24 protein-coding genes are annotated in these 24,137 nt (G+C 59.6%); 8 read left to right on the top strand and 16 right to left on the bottom strand.

What is annotated here, in order from left to right:
• Positions 1-13 precede the first annotated feature (13 nt).
• The gene (locus tag CARG_RS01045; RefSeq protein WP_020975534.1) at positions 14-1,147 is read right to left on the bottom strand and encodes an o-succinylbenzoate synthase; all 1,134 of its coding nucleotides are present in this window, start codon (positions 1,145-1,147) and stop codon (positions 14-16) included.
• Positions 1,148-1,219: 72 nt separating this feature from the next.
• Between CARG_RS01045 and CARG_RS01040 the strand changes: the two genes are divergently transcribed.
• The 3 genes from CARG_RS01040 to CARG_RS01030 all read left to right on the top strand — a co-directional run bounded on the left by CARG_RS01040 (position 1,220) and on the right by CARG_RS01030 (position 4,153).
• Positions 1,220-2,137 (top strand): 1,4-dihydroxy-2-naphthoyl-CoA synthase, encoded by a 918-nt coding sequence (locus CARG_RS01040; protein ID WP_020975533.1) that lies wholly within the window; start codon positions 1,220-1,222, stop codon positions 2,135-2,137.
• Between the two features lie 291 nt (positions 2,138-2,428).
• Positions 2,429-3,859 carry an inorganic phosphate transporter gene (locus CARG_RS01035; protein WP_020975532.1) on the top strand — a complete coding sequence of 477 codons (1,431 nt, stop codon included), beginning with the start codon at positions 2,429-2,431 and terminating at the stop codon, positions 3,857-3,859.
• Positions 3,860-4,153, top strand: coding sequence for a hypothetical protein (locus CARG_RS01030; protein ID WP_020975531.1), 294 nt, complete (start codon positions 3,860-3,862; stop codon positions 4,151-4,153).
• A gap of 72 nt (positions 4,154-4,225) precedes the next feature.
• On the opposite strand, the gene CARG_RS01025 is transcribed toward CARG_RS01030, so the two are convergent.
• The 4 genes from CARG_RS01025 to CARG_RS01010 all read right to left on the bottom strand — a co-directional run bounded on the left by CARG_RS01025 (position 4,226) and on the right by CARG_RS01010 (position 8,992).
• Positions 4,226-5,227, bottom strand: a complete 1,002-nt coding sequence (locus tag CARG_RS01025; protein WP_020975530.1) for a siderophore-interacting protein — start codon at positions 5,225-5,227, stop codon at positions 4,226-4,228.
• Positions 5,228-5,369: 142 nt separating this feature from the next.
• A complete protein-coding gene (locus CARG_RS01020; RefSeq protein ID WP_236620166.1) occupies positions 5,370-7,544 on the bottom strand; it encodes an ATP-binding cassette domain-containing protein in 2,175 nt (724 codons plus the stop codon).
• Positions 7,545-7,623: 79 nt separating this feature from the next.
• Positions 7,624-8,208, bottom strand: a complete 585-nt coding sequence (locus CARG_RS01015) for an ABC transporter permease (RefSeq protein ID WP_144198444.1) — start codon at positions 8,206-8,208, stop codon at positions 7,624-7,626.
• A 481-nt stretch (positions 8,209-8,689) separates the two neighbouring features.
• Complete coding sequence (locus tag CARG_RS01010; RefSeq protein WP_020975526.1) at positions 8,690-8,992, bottom strand: hypothetical protein; 303 nt, start codon at positions 8,990-8,992, stop codon at positions 8,690-8,692.
• Here CARG_RS01010 and CARG_RS10570 point away from each other — a divergent pair.
• A complete protein-coding gene (locus CARG_RS10570; protein ID WP_268869935.1) occupies positions 8,983-9,117 on the top strand; it encodes a hypothetical protein in 135 nt (44 codons plus the stop codon). The genes CARG_RS01010 and CARG_RS10570 overlap by 10 nt on opposite strands.
• A gap of 88 nt (positions 9,118-9,205) precedes the next feature.
• On the opposite strand, the gene CARG_RS01005 is transcribed toward CARG_RS10570, so the two are convergent.
• A complete protein-coding gene (locus tag CARG_RS01005; protein WP_020975524.1) occupies positions 9,206-9,874 on the bottom strand; it encodes a phage holin family protein in 669 nt (222 codons plus the stop codon).
• Between the two features lie 80 nt (positions 9,875-9,954).
• On the opposite strand from CARG_RS01005, the gene CARG_RS01000 reads away from it, so the two are divergent.
• Together CARG_RS01000 and menE are read left to right on the top strand one after the other, a co-directional pair.
• A complete protein-coding gene (locus tag CARG_RS01000; RefSeq protein ID WP_144198442.1) occupies positions 9,955-10,707 on the top strand; it encodes a hypothetical protein in 753 nt (250 codons plus the stop codon).
• A gap of 347 nt (positions 10,708-11,054) precedes the next feature.
• Entirely contained in the window at positions 11,055-12,206 is a 1,152-nt protein-coding gene (gene menE, locus CARG_RS00995; RefSeq protein ID WP_020975522.1) for an o-succinylbenzoate--CoA ligase, read from the top strand.
• 30 nt (positions 12,207-12,236) lie between these two features.
• Here menE and CARG_RS00990 read toward each other — a convergent pair whose 3' ends face one another.
• Positions 12,237-13,136 (bottom strand): hypothetical protein, encoded by a 900-nt coding sequence (locus CARG_RS00990; RefSeq protein WP_020975521.1) that lies wholly within the window; start codon positions 13,134-13,136, stop codon positions 12,237-12,239.
• Positions 13,137-13,303: 167 nt separating this feature from the next.
• Between CARG_RS00990 and CARG_RS00985 the strand changes: the two genes are divergently transcribed.
• A complete protein-coding gene (locus CARG_RS00985; RefSeq protein ID WP_020975520.1) occupies positions 13,304-14,239 on the top strand; it encodes a 1,4-dihydroxy-2-naphthoate polyprenyltransferase in 936 nt (311 codons plus the stop codon).
• Positions 14,240-14,255: 16 nt separating this feature from the next.
• Here CARG_RS00985 and CARG_RS00980 read toward each other — a convergent pair whose 3' ends face one another.
• Positions 14,256-14,597 carry a DUF4229 domain-containing protein gene (locus CARG_RS00980; RefSeq protein WP_020975519.1) on the bottom strand — a complete coding sequence of 114 codons (342 nt, stop codon included), beginning with the start codon at positions 14,595-14,597 and terminating at the stop codon, positions 14,256-14,258.
• A gap of 31 nt (positions 14,598-14,628) precedes the next feature.
• Between CARG_RS00980 and CARG_RS00975 the strand changes: the two genes are divergently transcribed.
• Positions 14,629-15,003 (top strand): hypothetical protein, encoded by a 375-nt coding sequence (locus CARG_RS00975; protein ID WP_081761685.1) that lies wholly within the window; start codon positions 14,629-14,631, stop codon positions 15,001-15,003.
• On the opposite strand, the gene CARG_RS00970 is transcribed toward CARG_RS00975, so the two are convergent.
• From CARG_RS00970 to hemG, 8 genes are all read right to left on the bottom strand, one after another.
• Positions 14,965-16,614 (bottom strand): cutinase family protein, encoded by a 1,650-nt coding sequence (locus CARG_RS00970; protein WP_020975517.1) that lies wholly within the window; start codon positions 16,612-16,614, stop codon positions 14,965-14,967. The genes CARG_RS00975 and CARG_RS00970 overlap by 39 nt on opposite strands.
• A 28-nt stretch (positions 16,615-16,642) precedes the next feature.
• The gene (gene ccsB, locus CARG_RS00965) at positions 16,643-17,521 is read right to left on the bottom strand and encodes a c-type cytochrome biogenesis protein CcsB (RefSeq protein WP_020975516.1); all 879 of its coding nucleotides are present in this window, start codon (positions 17,519-17,521) and stop codon (positions 16,643-16,645) included.
• A gap of 15 nt (positions 17,522-17,536) precedes the next feature.
• On the bottom strand, positions 17,537-19,129 hold the full coding sequence (locus CARG_RS00960) for a cytochrome c biogenesis protein ResB (RefSeq protein WP_052331932.1): 1,593 nt from the start codon (positions 19,127-19,129) through the stop codon (positions 17,537-17,539).
• Between the two features lie 132 nt (positions 19,130-19,261).
• Positions 19,262-20,017, bottom strand: coding sequence for a cytochrome c biogenesis CcdA family protein (locus CARG_RS00955; RefSeq protein ID WP_020975514.1), 756 nt, complete (start codon positions 20,015-20,017; stop codon positions 19,262-19,264).
• Entirely contained in the window at positions 20,014-20,631 is a 618-nt protein-coding gene (locus CARG_RS00950) for a TlpA family protein disulfide reductase (protein ID WP_020975513.1), read from the bottom strand. The genes CARG_RS00955 and CARG_RS00950 overlap by 4 nt, the downstream gene beginning before the upstream one ends.
• A 2-nt stretch (positions 20,632-20,633) precedes the next feature.
• On the bottom strand, positions 20,634-21,242 hold the full coding sequence (locus CARG_RS00945) for a histidine phosphatase family protein (RefSeq protein ID WP_020975512.1): 609 nt from the start codon (positions 21,240-21,242) through the stop codon (positions 20,634-20,636).
• A 34-nt stretch (positions 21,243-21,276) separates the two neighbouring features.
• The gene (hemL, locus tag CARG_RS00940; RefSeq protein WP_020975511.1) at positions 21,277-22,572 is read right to left on the bottom strand and encodes a glutamate-1-semialdehyde 2,1-aminomutase; all 1,296 of its coding nucleotides are present in this window, start codon (positions 22,570-22,572) and stop codon (positions 21,277-21,279) included.
• A gap of 44 nt (positions 22,573-22,616) precedes the next feature.
• On the bottom strand, positions 22,617-24,131 hold the full coding sequence (hemG, locus tag CARG_RS00935; protein WP_020975510.1) for a protoporphyrinogen oxidase: 1,515 nt from the start codon (positions 24,129-24,131) through the stop codon (positions 22,617-22,619).
• Positions 24,132-24,137 lie beyond the last annotated feature (6 nt).

Genomic DNA, 24,137 nt, shown 5'->3' with positions numbered 1-24,137 from the left:
CCACTCTAGCGGGCTAGCAGGACTCTAGGCCGACAGCCTTACGAAGCTCCACCAACGACGCGCGCAGATGAGCCAACCACCACTGCCGCACCTCATCCGACACCCGGGCCTCGGCCGCCGCCAACCGCTGATCATCCACCACTGGAGCCTGGCGCGGCACCGCAATAGCGCCATCAACAACGGCGAAAAGACTATCCGGCACGACGTCCGCGCCCGGCTCAAACAACCCGCCCGTGGCCAACCCCGCGGCCAAACGAGGAGCCTCCATCAAATCATCATCCACGAACCCCTGCAGATTCGCCGCAGCCACCAACCCCCCGTACATGCCCACACCTGTGTCCAAAGCACTAGCAATAGTCACCGCAATCCCCTGCTCCGCCAAAAAGTCAGCAATCGCCAACGTACGACGCACCCCACCCAACGGCGCCACCTTCAACACCGCCACATCACAGGCACGACGACGAGCCACCTCGAAAGGATCCTCCGCGCGCCGAATAGACTCATCCGCCGCAACCTGCACAAACACACCCATCCGAGGAAAAGTCGCACGCAACTGCGCCAGCTCATCAACCGTCGCACACGGCTGCTCCACATACTGCAAAGGACCAAAACGACGCACAGCCTGGGTAGCCTGCTCTACCGACCACGCACGATTGGCATCCACACGAATCTGCACAACCACATCGCGGGCAGCACAATATTCACGCACAGCCGCAACCCTCGCGACGTCATCATCCAGACTCCCCTCCTCCCACGGGCGATCAGCCACCTTCACCTTCACAGTCCGGCACCCCGGGAAGCGATCCAACACCTCAGCCACCTGCCCCGGCGCGACCGCTGGAACCGTCGCGTTGACCTCCACCGAATCACGCTTTACAGCAGGCAAACCCACATGCGACTGCTCAATCCCGGCAGCCAACCACGCAGCGGCCTCCTGCGGCTCATACTCCTTAAACGGGGCAAACTCTCCCCACCCCGCCGGCCCCTTAATCAACACGGCCTCACGCACATCAACCCCACGGAAACGCACCGCCAACGGCACCCCCACCACTCGAACATCCAAGCCACCGGGCTGGCCGATACGGTCAAGGTCGATGGAAGCAATCGCATCGACCACCGCGGGATCAAAAGTCACATTGGAATCCATGCGACCATCTTGCCCCACACACCACCCATCGCGCCGCACCACAACCCAACGACGGCGGTAGGCTGAATATCCATGAGCAGCAGCAACCCCTTCGACCCCACCCAATGGACCACAGTCGACGGCTTCGACGACCTCACCGACATCACCTACCACCGGTACACAGACGCCGGCATCGTCCGCATCGCCTTCGACCGCCCCGAAGTGCGCAACGCCTTCCGCCCCCACACCGTCGACGAGCTCTACCGCACCCTCGACCACGCACGCCGCACACCCGACGTCGGCTGCGTTTTGCTGACCGGCAACGGCCCCTCACCGAAGGACGGCGGCTGGGCCTTCTGCTCCGGCGGCGACCAACGCATCCGAGGCCGCAGCGGCTACCGCTACGCCGACGGCGACACTGCCGACACTGTTGACGTCGCGCGCGAGAAGGCCGAAGGCGGCCGCCTGCACATCCTTGAGGTACAGCGTCTGATCCGCACCATGCCGAAGGTGGTCATCGCCGTAGTTGGTGGTTGGGCTGCCGGCGGCGGGCACTCCCTGCACGTGGTGTGCGACATGACGATCGCATCCCGCGAGCACGCGCGCTTTAAGCAGACTGATGCGGATGTCGGAAGTTTCGACGCCGGCTATGGTTCCGCATACCTGGCAAAGATGGTGGGTCAGAAATTTGCCCGCGAGATCTTCTTCCTGGGGCGCACCTATGATGCGGAGACCATGCAGCGCATGGGTGCGGTCAATATTGTGGCCGATCATGCCGATCTGGAAAACGAGGCGATCCAGGCTGCCAAGGAGATCCTCGGCAAGTCCCCCACAGCGCAGCGCATGCTGAAGTTCGCCTTCAACCTCACCGATGATGGCTTGATGGGACAGCAGGTGTTCGCCGGCGAGGCCACCCGCCTTGCCTACATGACCGACGAAGCCGTCGAAGGTCGCGATTCCTTCCTGGAGAAGCGCGACCCTGACTGGTCGGAATTCCCGTACTACTACTAGCGCTACCTGCAGAAGGCCAAGCGGGTGCAATACGTCACACTTTGTTGGTGCCGCTCGGGTGAAGAGGTTTCCTGCCGCATGTCCGAACATCAGGGTTAATACTCCTACGCCACCCCCGCGACCCCGGGCCATCCTTGAAAATCCGTGGGGGTCACCCATGATCGGCCACCTCCCAATGCAGCATCACACCCAACATTGGGGGTAAAAAGGGTCGGTTTAGACCCGTTTTAGGCTCGCCCCGGTACCGAATCCTGGTTTTCACCACCCCCCACACTCGGGCATACTACAACCGTGACCGAACTGATCATCCTCCTTATCGTGGTGGCCACAGCGCTAGCCTTTGACTACACCAATGGCTTCCACGACACAGGCAACGCGATGGCAACATCCATCGCCACAGGCGCACTCAAACCCAAAGTGGCGGTGGGCATCTCTGCCTCGCTCAACCTCGTGGGCGCATTCCTATCCGTCGAAGTCGCCACCACCGTCGCCAAAGGCGTCGTCGACCTCGACAAATTCGACCTCATGAATCCCGACCAGGCCCACCAACTACTCCTCGTAGTCTTCGCAGGCCTCATCGGCGGCATCGTGTGGAACCTCCTCACCTGGCTGTTCGGCATCCCTTCGTCCTCGTCGCATGCCTTGTTCGGTGGCATGATCGGCGCAGCGCTCGCCTCCCTCGGCATGGGAGGCGTCGTCTGGCACGGCGTCGCCGCCAAGGTCATCATCCCCGCACTCGCAGCACCCGTCGTTGCCGGTATCGTCGCCATGGTCGGCACCTGGCTGGTCTACAGGCTCACCAACTCAGTTCCAGAAGGCCAGAAAAACAACTACTTCCGCTTCGGACAAATCGGTTCCGCATCCCTGGTCTCGCTGGCGCACGGCACCAACGACGCGCAGAAAACAATGGGCGTTATCTTCCTCGCCCTTGTCGCCACCGGCAACCTCCACCAGGACGACCCGATCCCCTTCTGGGTGAAGGCCGCCTGCGCAATCTGCATCGCCCTCGGCACCTACATGGGTGGCTGGCGCGTCATCCGCACCCTGGGCAAAGGACTCGTCGAGATCGACTCCCCCCAAGGCATGGCCGCCGAAACCTCCTCCGCAGCCATCATCCTTACCTCCTCCCATTTCGGAATGGCGCTGTCCACCACACACGTCGCCACCGGCTCCATCATGGGCACCGGCCTCGGCCGCAAGGGTGCCGAAGTCCGCTGGGGGGTCGCCGGCCGCATGGCCCTAGCGTGGCTCATCACCCTTCCCGCCGCAGCTGCCGTCGGCGCTGCAACCTGGTGGCTCGCTCACTTGATCGGCCTGGGCATGGGTGACCTCTGGGGTGTCATCGCAGCATTCGCCGTGCTCGTCGCCCTCGCCGGCTACATTTTCAGCCACTCCCTGAAGGCCCCCGTTAATAGCTCCAACGTCAATGACGAATGGGACGAAAACAGTGATGACGCCGCGACCGCTGCGCGCGCAGGCGCCCACACTGCCGCACAACCTGCCGCAGCACCAACCCCCGACAATGCAGCCGACGCCGCTGCCGCTGCTTTCGACCCGGCAGAAGACCCCCTGGCAATAGTCGAGGTCATCGACAACCCGATGACTGGTGCCAGCGACGCCGACAGCACCCAAGCCGCCTACGATCCCCGTGATGACGCAGCCGCCGCAACCCCCGCGACGTCAACACCCATGGCAGACCAGCAGAGGAAAGAGGGCCGATAAATGAGCTTTGGCACCATGATCGCAGACCTAGGTGAAGTTCTTCTCGCTGGGCTAGTCCTGGGCGCAGGCCTACCCGCACTTTTTGCGCTTGGAATTCGCCTGGCCGCCGGCCCCGGGCAGGTCAGCGAAGACGGCACTATCATGCACGGCGCCGACGCCTCCCCCATCGCGAAAGCTGCGGCCTACCTGTGCTTTGCGATCATCATCGCAGCAATCATCGCGGGAATCCTATGGATTACTAAGGCGACGATTTTCCAATACACCGGCTTGGATGTGTTCGGCACCGAAGCCTAACGCACCTTCCGACCCGCGCCTAGAGCACCCCCGCGCCTAGCCTGAGCTCAAACAGCCCGGCTAGGCGCTTTTTCACAACTCTTCTTCCAGCTGCGCTTCGACCGCCTCCAAATCCTCACCGTTGATCATCGCTTGACGCACACGTTGCAAACGACTCAAGTCTGAAAGCGTGTGGCTCTGATTGCGCTTCCAATAACCAAACACCTGCACGCGGGCCCTGTCTAAGCCCAGGGTTTCTCGCCCGAATTTACGAATTGGCCGCATCTCCCCACTTTCCCCGCAAGCCCACAGCCAATCGCACTCACCACTAAAACACGTGACCGCTGCGGCGAGTTCACCGGGTTCTACCCCCACAACATGCACCTCAATATCCGCCAGCAAATCCTTTGCCAGAGCGAGCTCCTCATCAGAAGCGGCTGCAAACAAGACAGCTGACTCAAACGTGCTGCGATCGCGGATGATCGACAGCGCGGCAGGCAGCGCAGTGGAGTCAGCCGCAAACAACACCCGACCGGCGTTTTGTGGAACACGATGCTGTCCGGGTTCCCAACTGTAGATAACGTCACCGGACTCCACGGATTGCATCCACTGCATTACCGGTGAAGTTGTCCCGTGGACAACAAAATCAATGGCGATCGTCCCACTGGTGTTGTCGTACTCCGCAACCGTGTACGCACGCGACGCCGTGGGCGGGGCCCCTTCAACACCGACATATTCTTCAGGGGTGACTGGTATTTCCAGGCGCATCGCAATGTTCGGAGTATGCCATTGACCGTCAAAACTGCTGGGCTCTGGGCGGAACCAAATCCGCGTAAGAGCAGGAGTTCGCTGTTCAATTCGCTCCACCTTGATCGCTAAGAATTTGTGATTCCCGTAATAGCGGCCTGGCGCATCCGGTGCTGACAGTTCACTGTGATCATCAGCAGATTCTCCTCGAATCAACGAAATCAGCTCGGCTATGTCCTGCTTCTGCACAGGCATAACGTTTTCGGGAGCTCCAGACGACAGGGGTTCTTTCTTCTGGACGGCCTGATTTCCGATCGGTGCACTTGGCACGGTTCGGTCACTCATCATGTTTATCTCCTTAGGAAATTATTAGGTCGCGTTTAATAGTTCAATTCAGCAGTTGTCAGTAATCAGCAAACGAACGCTGATCGCTGTCTACTCCGGAACAATCCAGGACCCTGCCCCGTCATCACGGCTTGCACAATGCCCATCACAACAGCCTCCAGAAAAACTCCGCAATAGATGGGAGGAACAGTAGAAAGGCGAAGAATCCCAATCCAGCCGCAATATCCAACGCTGTGAGCGGACGGTAATGCCGCAGAGTTCTTGTCGAACTAGCCCCGAATCCCCTGCTATCAAGCGCATCTGCAAGCTGCTCACTGTCCCGCAATGACGCTACGGTTACCACAGGAACAAGCCTCAACAGACCTATTCTTCGCTTTGCATTCCGGGTAGTTAATCGATATTGATGCTGCACAAAACTCATATCTCGTCTAATGCGCGCCATGAAACGATTACCGAACAGTGCAATGTCCACAAAGCGATAAGGAACCTTCAACATTCCAATCAATGTGTCCACCAACTCCGGTCCCCTAACCAGCGGTAGTACCGCTACGCTCGCTAGAACCAACGTTGACAGCTGCACCGCCGGCAACAACGCCCCAACCATTCTTTGCTGATTCAGCCACGGTTGAGCTTGTACATCACTCACCCAAGGCAAGAAGCCCACCCAGCTCAAGATGCAAAAAGCAGCTATGAGCACACAACGCAGCAGGAACTTAGCGATCCCCTGCCGCCGTATTGATCCCAGCAGCCCAAACACAAAAAGAACTACAGCGAGCAGCGCAAGCTCCTGTAGGCTAGTTCGCCGAGCAGCTGCAATCCACACTGCAATAGCTACAAGCAACAGCACCAGTGAATGCACAAGAGGTAGGCAATCTTTTTCTCTGCCCGAAGATTTTTTTGCTTGCGATTCACTCAAACCACTGCCCTCCTGCAGCTTCAGTTCGATGGTTTGGGTGGGATGAAGCTGGTGCAAAAACTCACGGTCGTGGCTGACGACGATAGTCCCCCTTGAGCCCCTGCCTTCATGCAACGCACGCACAACGCTTGCGATGCCCGATGCATCCTGCGCGCTCGTTGGCTCATCAAGCAGCAATAGCACCGGCTGAGACAAGAGTGCAGCCCCAATATTCAGACGCTGTCGCTGGCCGCCGGACAAACGCATCGGATGACGATGGAGCAAATCCTGCAGTCGGAATTCTTTGGCTATCTCGAGTACTGCGTTGCGCTCTTGCTCACTCAACTCCGCGGTACTCTCAGAACGCCCACGCGATATCGCTGCGACTAACGTAGCTTCAACGCTGCCATAAAGCTGAACCGATGATGAACGTTGCGCCACCCACCCGATTCCTGACTCAACTCGATCCTTCTTGCCAGGCACGATCACACCCCCACAGGTAAGCATTCCAACAAGACATCGAAGCAAAGTGCTCTTACCGCTGCCGTTACGTCCAATCAAAGCAACAACATCACCCCGCCTCACACAAAGGTCAGTCGGAGCAAGAAGCATCTCCCCATCGCTCGACTGGTAGAAAACCCCCTTCGCGTTGACCACTTCAGAGCCATCAGCAATGGCCGCCGCCACCACCGGCGACGCCGAACTATCCGCGACGTTATTAATCACACCCGAGATTGAGCCCCCAGAGGAAGCACGGACGTCATGCCGACGAAGAAGATCACCACCGGCATCTAGGACCTCTTCGTAATCACCGTCATAAACAATCGTGCCTTCTTGATCCAAGAGGATAAACCTCTCAGCAAGGCCGCGATGCTTTTCTGGACGATGATCAACGGCCAAAACCGTCACCCCCGTACGGTCGCGTATACGACTCAAGGCCTGCAAAAATTGCTCCAGAGCCTGCTGGTCCAACGCTGCGGCCGGCTCATCCAAAACAAGCACCTTGGCCCCCTGCGCTAAGGCCGCGGCCAACGCGAGCCGCTGCTGCTCCCCACCGGAAAGTTGCAAAGGATCACTGCCCGAATTCAGGTGCGACAGGCCCACCCATTCGAGCAACTCCTCCGTAAGAGCATCAGTCTGCGACATCTCTTTGCACTGATAATCACGAGGTAAACCCGGCTCATGGAACAAAGTTCGGGCACACATTTGAGCGTCAGGTTGCTGCCACACGCACGCGATGTGACACGCGAGCTCCCCCTCTGCAGACTGCTGCGGATCAATACCATCAACGAATATGTCCCCTTGTTGCCAACCCTCAAAGCTAGAGGTTAAAAGTCCACACAGGGCATAAAGAAGCGTGGTTTTTCCGCAACCTGATGCTCCCGAAAGCACAGTGTAAGAACCGGGGGCCAGCTCAAGGTTCATGCTCTGCACAACTGGATCACCCTCGCGGTAGCCAACGCTGAGGTCTTTAACGGACAGCACTGCCTGCTCCATCAGCGCCCTAACCCCGTGCGGGGTCTAACAGAGCACTGACGCGCAGACCTTGAGGGTTCACGCCGGCTTCGAAAATCTTCCTGGCAATGAAGTGACTAATCGCGCCGTACAGCACCCCCAGGACGATCTTAACGACGATGCCTAAGACAATAAGGTGAAAAGGAAGAGCATCGCGGGCCGCGCTCATCATGAGGATCGTAAGCCCAATACATAAACCAGCTGAACCACCGGCGCACATGGCCCAAGTCAAGGTTGAAGAATTAAAGATTGCGCGGTCTTTCACAATCAGCAGTCGCCGACCCAAGAAGAAAGTCAGTTCCACGAACAAACCAGCGGCCAACGCCGTAGCACCGAAACCAATCAATGCGGCGATAAACCCCGTGAGCGTTGCCATACCGTCGCGACGAATCAGCAACACCGCGGCAATCGTGCCCCAGAACATCGGTGTAGGAGCTGGGTATGCCAACCACGGTGCCGAGCCGACCAGCAGTGTGTTGAGGGCGATAGCTAGCCAAACAAAGACTGCTGATGCAGCACCCAACACTACGCAAGTCATCAGAGACCTCGTCGTAATTTTCTTCTTTTTACCCATAAGTAATCATTCTTTAGTTTGATGTTTTGAGGTGATCCTAGTCAGAAAAACTATGCGCGTCAATAGCAACTATTAAAAGGCTCCCCTTTCTGTAATGCCCCCTCGCTCGCAACAACCCACCGGAGCCTCCAGCACCCCGAAGGTTAGATTCTCTTCAAAAAGATCGATAGGATTTTCCATACAAATACGGAGTGTTCAATTGTATAAATCGAACATTTAAGGGGTCGGCACCCACCGAAAGCCTAAAGATCGGCACTAAACAGTGAAAAATCTAGCAAAATTTCTTCAATAACCCTTGTCAAATCGAACACGCACCACTAAAATCGAACACAAACAGCCAACCCAATCGGTAAGTTTTTTGACACTAGGTTTTCGCCAGGGGGCACAGTGGTTGCGCTGATTCCACAAGCAACACTTCACGCATAAGCTTCACGCACTCATCGACACCATCGAGGTATCCGACGTCCAACAAATCATGGAACTATTCCACCGCCAAGCATCCTTCGGTGGCATCATCGCCCACCTCCTCAGCAAGCAAAAAGCGCACTGCAAGCACGGCAAACGGCTCGTGAACTTCATCATCGAAACCTTCAACGTGGAATAGGCAGACGCCAACCAATGGTGCTCCCTCGGCAAGCAACTGTTCGAAGCGGCGCCATAGCCCTCCGACGATGGCGTTAAGAAGGCCCTGGAAGAAGAAAAACAGCAGAACAGCAACATCGAAGGCAACAGTGGCGGCGGTGGCGCTTAGACGAGGTGCGCCCGGTAACAGCAGTGGACTCACACGACACCCTTGACGCTATCGGGGCACGCATGGCCGCCCGGCACCACGGCGGCGGTGTGGTCACCGTCGATAACCGTGGCCGCCGCGACAACGACACACCCGGCTTGGCCGATTTTGACTACTAGAGTTGGCCACTAGCTAGACCCCTAGCCACTTGGGAAACCACCACCGCCCCGACGCTCAAGGTGTGAGCGTCGGGGCGGTGGTGTTTGTCTAGTTGCCGTTGTCGTCAAGGGGTACGACGGGTTGCTTGGCCATGTGCTCGGGATACTCAAGCAACGACAACCGCGCCACAATTGTTAGCTCCCTCAATCCCTTTAGTGTCTGTTCGCTAAGTGGTTGCAAGTCCTTGGCCGTAGCAAGCCATATATCGCTTGAGCGAACTTCACCGTTGCCGTCTAGTTCCTTTTGGTCGTGTTCGATACAGGCCCACACCTTGGCTATCTGTTCCCTAACGTGCGGTTGGGTAACCTCAAGGTCACATTGGTTAAGGTGCGCCGCGGCCTCACGATAGAACCGGCCAAGGGCCATTGCCTTTTCGACTAACACCTTGTCCAAGGGCACCATTGGTTTATCCCGTTGCAGCTGAATAATCGCGTCGCGCACGCCTTGCGCCGCGGTGAAAATCGCGCCGATGCACTCGGCCACCGCCTTGCGTTGCCGTGCCCAATCTTCACGTTGCAGTTGTTCCAACCGTTCCCGTTCACGTCGGTCGTCGTCGGCCTTACGCCTAGCGTTCTCGGCCGCTTGGTCGTCCTTGCGCCGTTGGTCGGCCGCTTTGTTGTTCCACCACGTCGTGACAAGGACACCGACAAGGGCAACGAGGGCAACCAACAACGACACACCACTTTGAGACGTGAGCCAAGAAAAGAACACTTGCATGAGACAAGCATAGAGGCGCCCGCCCCTACCTAGACCCCAACGGCGCCCATTCAACGCCTTAAATCACGTTTCCCACCTGCATGTTTACACCCCGAGGCGGTGGCCGTGGCGCCGACCGACTCACCCTCACAAGGGTTTACACCAATCCACCAATTAGCAACCTCGTGCCGCTCTGCCACCACCATCACGCCAACAACGACGACTCCCGACGCCGCGGACGCTTCATCACCAACGGAGGCACCCTCGCCGACCAATCAAAAGCCGCCAAGCACTACCGCGAAGCCCAGGCCAGCGGTCTGCTCGACCCCGACAGCACCCCACCTTGGGCCCGCAACAACGGCGGGGTGTCACCCCGGGAGACCGTCAACAAGATCAACACGGACCAGTGGTGGCACAAGCACACCCAAACCCAACAGCACAGCAGCCATCAACACCGCGGTCACACTGATGACGCCGCGGACCCTGCGGACGGCAACAGCGCTTACGCGGGCCACTACCAGCACTACATGCCGCCGAGCATGCGGCAGTCCACAGCGGAAAACCCGCTGACCATGGAGCAATTCGACACGCCTCCTGGCTACAGGAAAGACCTCCCCTACGAGTCCTACGTCGACAACTGGGGGCATCTATTTCGGAGGATGCGGCTTGTGCTGCGGTGGCGGTCGGTGACGACTCCCCGCTCCCTAAACATGCCCGACACACCCACCACCACAATTTTTTCAATGCCCGCCACCTGCGATTTTCTAACTTTTTTGAAATTTTTTAAGAAATATCCTTGCGCACCCCGTAGGTATGCATTAGTGTGGAGTCTCACATCAATAAATAATAGGTAAAAACCAACTATTAATTTTTACCCACGATAGCCGGACACCAAGCGTTTCCCGCCCCGTCGATATGACTTCCCAGGGCGCACGAGAACCACTTGCTAACGCAAGGCCGTCGACCGATCCGAGTAAGGAGTAGAACATGACACGCATCATCAACTGGCTCCGCCCGAGCATCCCGACGCATCTGGCGGTCATCGCAAAGCCCAGCAACTAGACCCAGGTTTCACGGCCAGCCCGGGGTTCGCCACCAGGCAGCCGCTCAGCTGCCACCAGGCAGCCTTCGGGTAGCCGCCCAGCAACCCCAGGTCCGTCAATCACCTTTGGCGAGGGCCTTGTGGGCTAGCTTTATGTGAATGGGACGTTTGCTTTTCACCCTGCCGGTGTCTCCTCAGTCTCCAGAGTTGATTCTGGATGATCTTGAGCAGGCGCTGGCAGGGTTTTCTACGTTTACGCCGGTGCCGCTGGGTTCTCATCCTCATGAGGCATTGGGTGTAGGCAAGCCGATCGACGAGGACGTTGCTTTGGTGGTTGCGACGTCCGGGTCGACGGGTGTGCCGAAGGGCGCGCTGTTGAGCCCTACGAATCTGGTGTCGAGCGCTGACGCGACGCATGAGGCCCTTGGGGGGCCTGGGGTGTGGTTGTTGGCGTTGCCGGCGCATCATATTGCGGGGATTCAGGTGCTTGTGCGCAGCCTTGTGGCTGGAACTGTGCCGATCTCTATCGACGTGTCGAAGGGTTTTGATGTGTCCGTGTTCGCGAGGGCTGCGCGGAAGCTGGATGCGGAGGCAGGCGCATTTCGCCGGTATACGGCGTTGGTGCCACTTCAGTTGCGTAAGGCGTTGGAGTCTTTGGAGGGCATTGAGGCGTTGCGGTTGTTTGATGCCATTTTGATTGGTGGGGCGCCCCTGGATGAGAACACGAGGGTGTCGTGTGAGCGGTTGGGGATCAATGTGGTGCGGACTTACGGTAGTTCGGAAACGTCCGGGGGGATTATTTATGATGGGCGGCCGTTGCCGGGGGCCCGGATGGCGTTGGCGGGTGAGCGTGTTGCGGTGTCGGGCCCGATGGTTGCTCGGGGTTATCGGACGTTTGAGGGTGCTCCTGCGTTGCCGGCGTCGGCGTTGGGGGCGTTTCGTCCGGATGGTTGGTTTGTCACGTCGGATACTGGGGTTATTGAGGATGGGGTGTTGAGGGTGACGGGCCGGGTGGATACGGTTATTGATTCGGGTGGGTTGAAGTTGCATCCGGAGGTGTTGGAGCATGCGTTGATGGCGGTTCCGGGTGTTGACGCCGCGGTGGTTGTGGGTGTGCCGGATGAGCGTTTGGGGCAGGCGATTTGTGCGGTGTATTCGGGGACGCTGTCGCCGGGTGAGGTTGTTGAGGCGTTGGATGATGTGCCGCGTTGGCAGTTGCCCAAGCGTTTGCTTCGTGTGGGTTCGGTGCCGGTGACGGGGCCGGGTAAGCCGGATCGCCAGGCGATTGTGCGTTTGTTTATGGAGTCGTAGTCCCGGTGGCGGGGTTGCGTTGGGGTGTTTTTAGTGCGTGTTTTGGGTGCTGCGTTGGTCTTCGGCGACGAGCCGTGCGATGTCTTGGGGTTCGTAGACTTGTGCGATTTGTGCGTCGTTGCCGCCGCCGAAGGTGTTGTGTAGTACGAGGGCGCCGAGTTGGGTTGTGGGGATGATGTTGAAGTGGTGTGGGGTGGGGTCGACTTGTTGGATGGTGTGGTTGCTGCGTAGCGCGCATCGGTGGAGCCATACGTCGTCGGCGTGGGGGCTGAGTTGCATGAATTGGGCGCCTTGGTTGACGACGTAGTTGATGAAGGTTGGTGGGTAGTGGACGCCGGAGACGCCGGTGGCGAAGTTGAGGATTGATGGTGTGGTGGTGTTGACGGCGGTCCAGCGTACGTAGGGTTGGAGGGTGCCGTTGTGGGTGTTGATTCGGTGGGCTCGGTAGGCGGTGATGACGTCGCGGGGGTTGCTGTTGTTGTTTGTGTGTGCGGCGCGTTCGAGGAGGCGTGGGAGGAACCAGGTTGGGTAGAGCATGTCGTCGTCGACGGTGATGATGGATGTGTTGGTGCCTTGGACGTGCCGGAACGTGCCCCAGTATTTGGTGTGGGGTCCGTATGCGCCGTCGGAGCATCGGATGTCGAGGCCGCGTTGTGCGAGTCTTTTTAGTGGTGTGGGGCGTGGGGCGTCGTAGTCTTTTTTGTCGAGCCAGAGGACGATGGGTACGCCGGAGTGTGCGAGGGATTCGATGGTGTAGTGGACTTTGTGGAGGCGTCGGCCGTGGGTGGTGAGGCTGATGGCGACTGGTGTGTGCGGGGTGAGTGTGGGGATGGGGTGTGTGTCGTGGCGGTTGCGGGTGGCGAGGGTGAGGCAGCGTGCGAAGGTCCATGCTGCGCCGGCGATTTGGCGGGCGAGGTAGGTGATCCACACGGGGTGTTGTTCCTCCTGGTGTCGTGTTGGTTGGTGTGAGTGGGTTGGGTGTGGTTTTGGCTATGTGCAACTTTATATGTGTTTTGTTTTGTTTGTATTTTGCGGGTTGTTGGGGTGGCGTGTGGGGTTGTTTTGGTGGGTGGGTTTTTTGGTTTTATTGTGGTGGGATGGCTTCTGCTCAACAATGGTTCCAGGGTGCGCGGCCGCATACCTGGGCGAATGCTTTTGCTCCTGTCGTTGCTGGTAGTGGGGCGGCTACCGCGTCACTGTATGGGGTTGATGTGTCGGGGCGGCAGGAGGTTGTGGGCGCGTGGGGCTCCGCGGCGTCAGGCTGGGGGGACCAGTTGCTACGTGCGTTGCTTGCTGCTGTGGTGGCGTGGGCGTTGATTGTGGGGGTGAATTTTGCCAATGATTATTCGGATGGGGTTCGGGGTACGGATGATGATCGCACGGGGCCGCTGAGGTTGACGGCGTCGGGTGCGGCGAGCCCGGGGTCCGTGAAGCGTGCCGCGTTTGCTGCGTTTGGTGTGGCTGGCGTGGCTGGGGTTGTGTTGTCGTTGTTGAGTGCGTGGTGGTTGGTTGTTGTGGGGGCATTGTGCATTGTGGCGGCGTGGTTTTATACGGGGGGTAAGAATCCGTATGGGTATCGGGGGTTGGGGGAAGTGTCGGTGTTTGTGTTTTTTGGTTTAGTGGCGGTGTTGGGGACACAGTTTACGCAGGCTGGGGTGGTGTCTTGGCAGGGGGTGTTGTGTGCTGTGTCGGTGGGGGCGATGAGTTCTGCGGTGAATTTGGTGAATAATTTGCGTGATATTCCTTCGGATTCGGAGGCGGGGAAGATCACGTTGGCGGTGCGTTTAGGGGATGTGTGGACGCGGCGTGTGTGGTTGGTGTTGGTGTGTGTGCCAGTGGTCGCGTCGCTTGTGTTGATGGTGTCGTCGGTGTGGTGTGTTGCTGGTTTGTTGGCGGTACCGTTGTTGTGGGTGGCGTCGGGCCCGGTGCGTGAAGGAGCGTTGGGTGCTGCGTTGATTCCGGTGTTGGGGTCGACGGGTAGGGCGATGTTGGTGTGGAGTGTGGTGACTGCTGTGACGTTGGGATTGTCATAGCGGTTGTGGGGTTGTTTTAGCGTCCTTCGAGTTCGCTGTGGATCCATTGTTTGTGGGCTTTGCGGTTGGCGTCCCATGCGGCGACTTCTTCTGTGACGCGGTTACGTAGGCCGCGGAAGATGAGCATGGAGAGGGGGAAGGCGACCAGCAGCGCAAGGAGGGAGGACATGATGAGGGGGATGGGGGCGCTTGCGGCCATGGCGATGGCTTGGATGATGATGGTGAGGATGATGAACAGGCCGAGGCGGGCAAGCCCGTAGAGGATGACGTCGCGTCGGGCCCTGTTGCGCAGGTTGGTGTCCAGGTGGGGTTCGGGGTGGGGGTTTGGTGCGGCTTGGGGGTTGGTTTTTTTATCCACGGTGGACCAGTTTAGTTCTATGATGTCGGTTATGGGACGCCTACTTCTTCTTTTGTTGTTTGTTGCTGCGGTTGTGTTGTTGTGGAAGGCGTATGGGCCGTATATTCATCGGGCTTTGGGGTTGGGTTCTAATGGGGGTAATGGGTTTGTTGGGGTGGGTCGGGGGAATCGTCGGGGTGCTGCTCGTCCGGTGATGAAGGGGCCGGATGATGATGAGGAGTTTTTGTGGCGTTTGGAGAGGGATCGTTTTAAGCAGCGGCGGGCGGAGGAAGACGCTCGGAAGCGCGAGGAGGAGCAGGCGCGCAGGCGTGCTGAGCGTGAGCAACGCGGCGTCATTGGTGATAGGAATGATGCTGATCAGGGGGCTTTAGACGACGGCGGTAGCGATGCTGAGGAAGGTCAGTAGGTCGATGTCATAGATGCGGAGTCGCCGGTGCTCGTCCATGAGGCCATTGACGATGCGGTCGAGAATGGGGTTGGCGACGGTGGCTGCTGGGTCGTGCCCGGGGAGGTTTTGGGCGTCGATGAATTGTTGGAGTTGTTGGTTGTGGTCGGGGTCTAGGTCGTATTCGTAGATGAAGCTGATCCACCAGCGGGCCCAGCGGACGCCTTCGTTGCCGAACATGGTGTAGATGAGGCCCATGCGTTGTTCGAGGGGGATTTCCCAGTCGGCGATTTGGGCGATGAGGGGTGGGCCGGCTTGGGTGACGTCTTCGTTTTCGCTTTGGATGTAGATGGTGGCGTTTTTGTTGGGTGCGGTGGGTGTGAAGGTGGCGGGGAGTTGGGCGATGGTGTGGCCGTCGAGTTCGATGGTGAGGTCGAGGTTGGGGATGGGGGCGATTTGGGTGATGTAGAGGGCGACGGAGCCGCTGCCACCTCCGCGGATGCTGCGTTGGCTGCGTAGGACTTCGATGCCGTTTGCGTAGCCGTGGAGGGTGACGGTTTGGGCTTCGTGTTCGTTGCGGAGGAAGCGGGAGATGCTGAGTTCAACCCAGCCGTTTTGTAGGTGGACGGTGGCTGGGGGTGTTTGTTGGTCTGCGGGGGTGGTGACGTCGTGGGGGTTGGGGTGTGTGGGTGTGTTCCAGGTGGTTGTGGCGTCGGCCCAGGCGCAGTCCATGTAGTTGGTGTAGGTGGTTGCGTTGCAGCGGGCTGTGGTGACGTCGTAGCTGGTGTGGAGGCTGGTGCCGCGGGAGCCTTCGGTGGTGCGTGTGTCGCAGACGAGGTCGCCGGGCATGCAGTAGCTGCTGATTCGGTTGCCGGCGTTGTTGCGGTAGTTGTCGAGGGTGGGGAGGACGAGTTGGTAGCCGATGCTGTCGGTGACGGCGCGGCTGATGCCGCCGATGGTGTTGGTGGCGGCCATCTGGATGTGGGCGTTTGTGTTTTCTGGGCCTTGGGGGCGGCGGGAGGGGTCGGCGATGAGTATGTATTTGGTGACGTTGTCGATGTTGTGGGTGTTGTTGTTTTGGACGGCGGCGGCTTGGGTGAGGTTGATGACGTCGGCGCCTTGGCTGTAGCCGGCGAGGATGAGTTGTGGTGGGTTTGTTGGGCAGGGGTTGTAGATGGTGTGGAGTGTTTGGGTGAGTTGTTGCTGGCCGATGGATGCGGAGGTGTGGAAGTTGTCAAGGGTAGGGAGGATGCCACCTTTGTATTCGATGCGGTGTGCTGGGTAGACGAGGGTGGCTACTTTTGCTCCGTTGAGGCTTGTGTGTGCGCCTGGGGTGTTGAGGCTGCGGGCGAGGAGGCCTCCGCCGGTGAGGGTTGTGAGGTCGTTGGTGGGGTTGGTGGTGATGGTGGGGCTGTTGGCGAAGAGGTCGTCGCGTTGTTGTTGGTAGGTGAGTTGGTTGGGTTGTGGGCCTTGTGGTTCTTCGGAGGAGCCTCGGACGAGGAGTAGTAGTTTTTCGCCGCAGTGTGCGCTGGTGGGGTTGGTTTGGGCGTGTGTGAGTGTGCCGGTGGTGAGGGTGGCGAGGGTGAGGGTTACGGCGAGGGTGAGTGTGGTGAGTTTTCCGACGAGGCTCATTGGTCGTGCTGGGTTGTGTTGGGGGTGTTTAGTTGAGGCCTGCGTAGGAGTGGAGGCTGTTGGCTACGAGGTTGATGAAGAAGAGGTTGAAGACCATGGCGGTGAATGCTGCGACGTTGATCCAGCTTGCTGCTTTGCGCCAGCCGGCGGTTGCGCGGGCGTGGAGGTATGCGGCGTAGAGGACCCAGGTGACGAAGCTCATGGTTTCTTTGGGGTCCCAGTTCCAGAATCGTCCCCAGGAGGATTCTGCCCAGATGGCGCCGAGGGCTACGCCGAGGCCGAAGACGGGGACGCAGATGATGCCGGCGCGGTATGCGAGGCGGTCGAGTTTTTCGGCGTCGGGTAGTGGGTTGACGAGGCGTCCGAGCCAGCCTTGTGGGTTGCGGGAGCGCAGGAGGTAGAGGATGGATGCGAGGCTGGAGATGAGTCCGAAGCCTGCGCCGATGGAGACGGTGGAGACGTGGATGGGTAGCCAGAAGGAGCGGAGTGCGGGTACGACAGGGCCTGCGTTGACGTAGAGTTTGGTGCCGCCGTAGAAGAGGAGGATGAGGATGGGGACGAGGACCCAGGTCCAGAGTATGCGCAGTTCGCGGCGGTGGAGTACGACTGCGGCGACGGTCATTGCGAGGACTGCGGTGACGGAGATGTATTCGTAGAGGTTGCCCCAGGGGACTCGTTGGGTGGCGACGCCGCGGAGGATGACGGATCCTGCGTGGATGATGATGCCGAGCCACACGAGGGATTGGGTCATGTTGCTGAGTTTGTCTGCGGTGCGTGCGCTCGTGGGTTTTGTTCCTCCGGCTGCGACGTAGGCGGCGATGGAGAGGATGAGGGCGAGTGCGTAGATCAGGAAGGCTGATCGGAATGCGTAGTCAGACAGTAACGCGAGGTCTTGGTTCACCGGCATAGTCTGTTACCTTACTCAATTCTTGGGTTCGTGCTGAGTCTGGGGTTCTTGCTGGGTGTGGGTGGGTTCTAGGTTGACGAGTTGTCGGGCGAGTCTGTCAAATTCGCTGCCCCAGCCTGCGCGGTCGGTGCGGGAAAGTCCGCCCATTTCGATGCCGTCGTCGCTGACGCGGATCCAGATGCGGCGCCGTTTGATGGCTAGCGAGCCGACGAGACCTGCGAGTGTGGTGATGGTAGAGATGAGGACCCATTGTTGGAAGGGGTCGTGGCTGACTTGGAGGTTGATGAATTCGTTGGCGCCGTCGAAGGTGACTTTGGTGCCGTCGTCGAGGGTGACGCTGTCGCCGAGCATGAGGTTGACACGTTCGATTTTTTGGAGGGAGCCGTTGTGGAGTTGTTGTGGGTCGAGGGTGAAGATGTTTTGGCCTCGTCCGGTGTCGAGCCCGTTGTCGCCGCGGTAGATGTCGATGGCGACGGCGGGGTCTTTTTGTTCGGGGTAGGAGGAGGATAGGAGTGCGTTGTTTTCGCCGCTGAATTGGGCGGTGGGTGCGAACAGACCTTGGATGGCGAGTTGGTTTTGTCGGCGTTCGTAGTCTGTGGGGTACATGCCGGAGGGCGGGTCGAAGCGGAGGACGCCGGAGGAGAGGAAATAGGTGGCGTCTTCGGGGGCGAATTGGATCATTTGGGTGCGGGTTTCGCCGTTGGGCCAAGTGATGGTGAAGCGTGGGGCGAAGCCGTGGCCTTGGAGGTAGATGCGGTCTCCATCGAGGCGTAGTGGGTGGTTGACGCGGAGGTCGTAGTTTTTCCACTGGTCTTTGGGGGCGAAGATGTTCTCGCCATCAGCGTAGGAAATGTTCGAGTTAAACATTTCTGCTTGGCCGTTGGGTAGGTAGTCGGCGTGGAAGTCGTGGACGTCGATACAGAAAGGGGTGAGGTCGGAGTTTTTGAAGAGGGCTCCGGCGCGGACGCTGTCGTAGTTGGCGAGCGCGGTGTTGCAGAATTCGGAGTTTTCGGTTGGGTTGGGGGCGCCGTTGGCGCTGACTCCTGTGTTGGTGACGACGATGGCTTGGCCTTCGTAGTAGTACATTTTTCCGAGGCCGATGCTTGCGAGCATGCCGACGAGGCCTAGGTGGAAGATGAGGTTGCAAATTTCGCGGCTGTATCCCCGTTCTGCGGAGAGGCTGGGGTGGCCTGCGCGGTCTTGTTCGCCGGTGTAGCGGGCAGTACGCCAGCCTTTGAGTTGTTGTTGTGCGTGGTCGAGGATTTCTTCTGGGGTGCCAGGGTGTGTGGGGGTTCCGAAGGCGCGGTGTGGGAGGCGTTGCATCCGTAGGGGTGCGCGGACGGGTGCGTTGCGGCTGGCGCGGTAGTGGTCGATGGTTCGGGGGATGATGCAGCCGATGAGGGAGATGAATAGGAGGATGTAGATGGCTGTAAACCAGGTGGAGGAGAATACGTCGAAGAGTTGCAGTTTGTCGTAGATTTCGGCAGTTTTTCCGCCGTTGGCGATGTATTCTGCAACTTTGCTTTCGTTGAGGGAGCGTTGTGGGAGGAGTGCTCCGGGGATGGCTGCGATGGCGAGGAGGAAGAGGAGGACGAGTGCTGTGCGCATGCTGGTGAGCCAGCGCCAGGCAAGCTGAGGGTATTTCTTCACTGTTGTTCTTTCACTCCGGTTGTGTTGTGCACGGCTGGTGCGTGGTGGCTGTGCACGATGTGTTTTTCGCAGCGTTTGTGCATGTGGTTTTTATAGTGCGGGGTTCATGCTGAGCTGGCGGAAGAATCCCACAACATGATCCCACAGGCCGGTGAGTAGTGCACATCCGACGAGGACGAGGGCGATGCCGCCGATGAGTTGGATTGTGCGGGTGTGGGTTCCGAGCCAGTTGACCCAGTTGAGGGCGTGGGTGGAGAAGATGGCGAAGAGTATGAAGGGTAGGCCGAGGCCGAGGCAGTAGCCGATGACCATGAGTGCGCCGCGGGCTGCGGTGGCGCCTTGGGTTCCTACGGAGATGGAGATGATGGATGCGAGGGTAGGCCCTAGGCAGGGGGTCCAGCCGAGGGCGAAGATGGCGCCGAGGAGGGGTGCGCCGAGCCAGGTGCTGAGTTTTTTGGGGGCGATGCGGGTGGTGTTTTGCAGCCATGGGAGTGCGCCCATGAAGGTGAGTCCCATGAGGATGGTGATGATGCCGCCAATTTTTTGTAGCAAGGTGGCGTTAAGGGTGATGGTGTTGATGGCGCCGAAGATGGAGACGGTGGCGAGGAGGAATATGGTGGTGAAGCCGAGGACGAAGAGGAGTGCGGCTGCGGCGACGTGTGTTTTTTTGTTTATGACGGCGCGTCCATCGACGATGTTTACGCTGCCGCCGACGATGCTGGCGAGGTAGGACATGTAGCCGGGGACGAGGGGTACGACGCAGGGGGAGGCGAAGCTGATGAGGCCTGCGAGGGCGGCGGCGAAGAATCCGAGGATGAGTGGGCCGTCGGTGACGAGTTCTGTCACTGTTGTTCCTCTAGTAGGGGTTCGACGATGTTGAGTACTTCGTCGGCGTTGATTTCGCGGAGGAAGACGGCTGCGGGGCGGTGTTGTTTGTCGAGGATGATGGTTGTGGGGATGACGGAGGCGGGGACGCCGCCGAGGGCTGCTGCGGTTTTGAAGGGCGGGTCGTAGATGCTGTCGTAGGTGACGCCGGCGTCTTTAAGGAAGTCTCGTGCGACTTCGGGTGAGTAGTCGCGGACGTTGATGCCGAGGACGGCGCCGCCTTTGTTTGCGATGTTTTCTTGGACGGTTTCTAGGTCGTCTACTTCTGTGCGGCAGGGTCCGCACCATTGGCCCCAGGCGTTGAGGACGAGGACTTTTCCGTCATAGTCGTCGAGGCTGATTGTTTCGCCGGGGTGCATGAGGGATTCGCCGCTGAAGTTGTTGAGGGGTTTTCGCTCATCTTGTGGGTATTGGATGAGGGTTTGTCCGCCGGGGGCATAGAAGCTGAAGGTGGTGTTTTGTTTGTTGGTGGTGTCGTCGTTGCTGCAGGCGGTGAGGCTGAGGGTGGTGGCGATGATTGTGGTTGCTGCGAGGACGAGGCGTGCTGTGCGGCGTGGTTGGGTGCGTGCGGGCATGGTTATAGCTCTTGGGCGGGTTCGGTGTAGTAGATGTCGGTGAGGATGTTGTCTTCGAAGCCGAGGCTGGTGACGCTTGCGAGGTTGCATTGGCGGCTGGCGGGGTTGTGGGCTAGTGGGAGGCCTTGGGCGAATCGTTGGACGCAGACGATGGGTAGTTGGTGGCTGATGAGGATTGCTTCGTGGCCTTCGGCGGCGTCGCGTGCGTTGAGAATGGCGCGCCACATGCGTTCGAGGATGTCACTGTAGGGTTCGCCCCAGCTGGGTTCGGTGGGGTCTTTGAGTAGGGGCCAGTAGGTGGGGTTCCACAGGGCGCTGTTGATGCCTTTGATTTTGAGGCCTTCGAGTTGGTTGCCTGCTTCGATGAGGTCCTCGTCGGTGGTGATGGGTAGCCCGGTGATTTCGGTGAAGGGCTGGGCGGTTTCTTGTGCGCGCTGCAGTGGGGATGCTGCGAGGTGGATGACGTCGTGTGTGGTGAATGCGCGCGCGGTTGTTGCGGCTTGGGTGTGGCCGCGGGCGCTGAGGTGGTAGCCGGGGATGCGGCCGTAGAGGATTTTTTCTGGGTTGTGTACTTCGCCGTGGCGAACCAAGTGGACCAGTGTGTGGGTCATGTGTTCCTCTTGTTTCGGGTGTGTTGTTGGTTTTTTACTTGCTGGGTGTGGCTGCTGCTGCGGCTTGTGCCGCTGGGACGAATGCGCGTTCGATCTGTTCGAAGTCGTCGTCGCTGAGTGCGGTGGAGACGAACCAGGTTTCGAAGACGCTGGGGGAAACGAAGACCCCATTATCCAACAGTGCGTGGAAGAAGGGGGCGAAGCGGTAGGTTTCGGCGGCGGCCATGTCGGCGTAGTTGTTGCCTTGGCCTTCGGCGAATCGGACGCTGAGCATGTTGGAGGCGCGTTGGATGTGGTGGGCGACGCCTTCTTTGCTGAGGGCTTGGGTGACGAGGTTGTGGAGTCGGTCGGCGTTGGCGTTGACGGTGTCGTAGACGCTGTCATCTGCGAGTTGGAGGCTGGTAAGTCCTGCGGCGACAGCGACGGGGTTTCCGGCGAGGGTGCCGGCCTGGTAGACGGGGCCTTGGGGGGCTAGGTGTTCCATGATGTCGCGGCGGCCGCCGAACGCGGCGGCGGGGAGGCCTCCGGAGACGACTTTGCCGAAGGTGATGAGGTCTGCGGCGACGCCGTCGATGCCGTACCAGCCTTGGAAGGAGGTGCGGAAGCCGGTCATGACTTCGTCGAGGATGAGGAGGGCTCCGTGGGCGTGGGCGATGTCTTTGAGTTGTTGGTTGAATCCGGGCAGGGGTGCGACGGTGCCCATGTTGCCTGCGGCGGCTTCTGCGATGATGCAGGCGATGGTATCGCCGTGTTCGTTGAATGCTGCGCGGACGGCGTCGATGTCGTTGTAGGGGACGACGATGGTGTCGGCGGCGGTGCCTGGGGTGACGCCTGGGGAGTTGGGTTCGGAGTAGTCGAGGACTCCGGAGCCTGCGGAGACGAGGAGGGAGTCGACGTGGCCGTGGTAGCAGCCTTCGAATTTGAGGATTTTGTTGCGGCCGGTGTATCCGCGGGCGAGGCGGACGGCGGACATGGTTGCTTCGGTGCCGGAGTTGACGAGGCGAACTTCTTCGGCGGCGGTGCGGCTCACGATTTCTTCTGCGAGAAGAATTTCTGCTTCGGTGGGGGCGCCGTAGGAGAGGCCGCGGGTGGCGGCTTGTTGGACGGCTTCGACGATGGCGGGGTGTGCGTTGCCCATGAGCATGGGGCCCCAAGAGCAGAAGAGGTCGATGTATGTGTTGCCGTCGACGTCGTAGAGTTTGGATCCTTGTGCGGAGGCGATGAAGCGTGCTTGTCCGCCGACGGAGTTGAATGCTCGTACGGGTGAGTTGACTCCGCCGGGGGTGAGTTGGCGAGCTTTGTCGAGCAGTTCTCGAGATCGGGTGTGCATGGCGTTCAAGTGTACTTCTCCTACCTGTTAGGAAGCTGTGAGTGTCAGGATTTTGTGAGTGCGCGGGTGGTGTGGTGGGCGGCGTGTTGTGCGTCTTCGATGATGGCGGGCACGCCGACGCCGTGTTTCCAGGCTCCTGTGAGGGCGATGGTGCCCAGGGGCTGTAGAGATGTGTCGATGGTGGCGATGCGTTCGGCGTGTCCTACTTGGTAGCAAGGTAGGCCGCCGTACCAGCGTTGGACGAAAATTTCCTCGACTCCGGCGGTGCGTGCGTCGAGGCCGCACACTGCGTGGAGGTCGTCGAGGGCGGCGTCGACGAGGGTGTCTTCGTCGGCGCGGGCGATGTCGGTGAGCGCGGCGAGCGGGTTGGTGTTGTCGAGGCGTCCGTAGGACACGCGGACGAGGTCTCCGGGGCGAGACCCGATGTGGGGCCATTTTTTGGAGGAGAAGGTGAAGGCTTTGGCTTGCACTGTGGGGTTGTCGGCGCGGGAGACGAGGATTCCGGAGTAGTCGGGAAGTCCGCCTTCGGGCAGGCGCAGGCCGACGACGGTGGAGGATGCCACGGGGATGGTGCGCAGGTGGGTGGCGGCTTGGTGGAGGGCCTCTACCCCGCTGCGGGAGCAGAGGGCTGCTGCGGTGGGTGCGGGTACGGCGAGGATGAGGGCGTCGACGGTGTCGTTGATGCCTTGGCCGCGGATGGTCCATTGACCACTACCCTGCTGTGCGTTTTGTGCGGGGTTGATGTCGCTGATGAAGGCGTCGCTGTAGATTTCGGCGCCGGACTGTTCGGCGAGGGTTTCGTAGAGGTCGGCGTAGCCGCCGACAAAGGTGGAGAAGACTGGCTTTTTGGGTGCACCGGGTTGATCGGTGTCGGCGACGTAGGTGGATTGGTTATTTGTGAGGACTGTTTTTACTGCGCTGGTCAGGCGGGGTGTTTGGCCTGCGGCAACCATGGCGTCGAATTGTTCTGCGAGGCGTGGGAGTGCTGCGCGGACGCCGATGAGTTCTGGGCTTGATGCGTAGACTCCGCCGAGCAGTGGTTCGACGATGCGTTGGAGGACTTGGTCTCCGTGGACTTCGCGGACGAGGTCGGCCACGGATGCGTCTGCTTGGGTGAGGCCTGTGGGTGCTTGCCAGGTGACGGGGTGGTCTCCGTCGATGCGGCGGGCGGTGGCTTCGTCGACGAGGTGGGCGACGCTCTCGGCTGCTGCGGGAATACCCATGAGGGTGCCGCGGGGCAGGGGTTTAAGTTCGCCGTTGCCGTCGGGCAGGTAGAGCATGGAGGGCATGCCGCTGGGTTCGCGTAGGCGGTCGGCTAGCCCTAGTTCGGTGAAGAAGTCTGTGGCGTGTTGCGCTTTTGCGAGGTAGGCTTCGGCGCCCATGTCGACGGGGCCGTGTTCGAAGGCGACGGTGCGGAGTTTGCCGCCGATGCGGTCTTCGGCCTCATAGATTTTAATGGTGGCCTGTGGGAGTAGCTTGTGGGTTTCGTAGGCTGCGACAAGCCCTGCGAGGCCTGCGCCGATGATGCCTACGACGGGTGCTTGGGTGTGTTGCTCCATGGGGTT

This window comes from Corynebacterium argentoratense DSM 44202, from assembly GCF_000590555.1.
Taxonomy (GTDB): Bacteria; Actinomycetota; Actinomycetes; order Mycobacteriales; family Mycobacteriaceae; genus Corynebacterium; species Corynebacterium argentoratense.
Note: the sequence above shows the minus strand (reverse complement) of the source record. Positions and strands in the feature narration are given on the sequence as shown.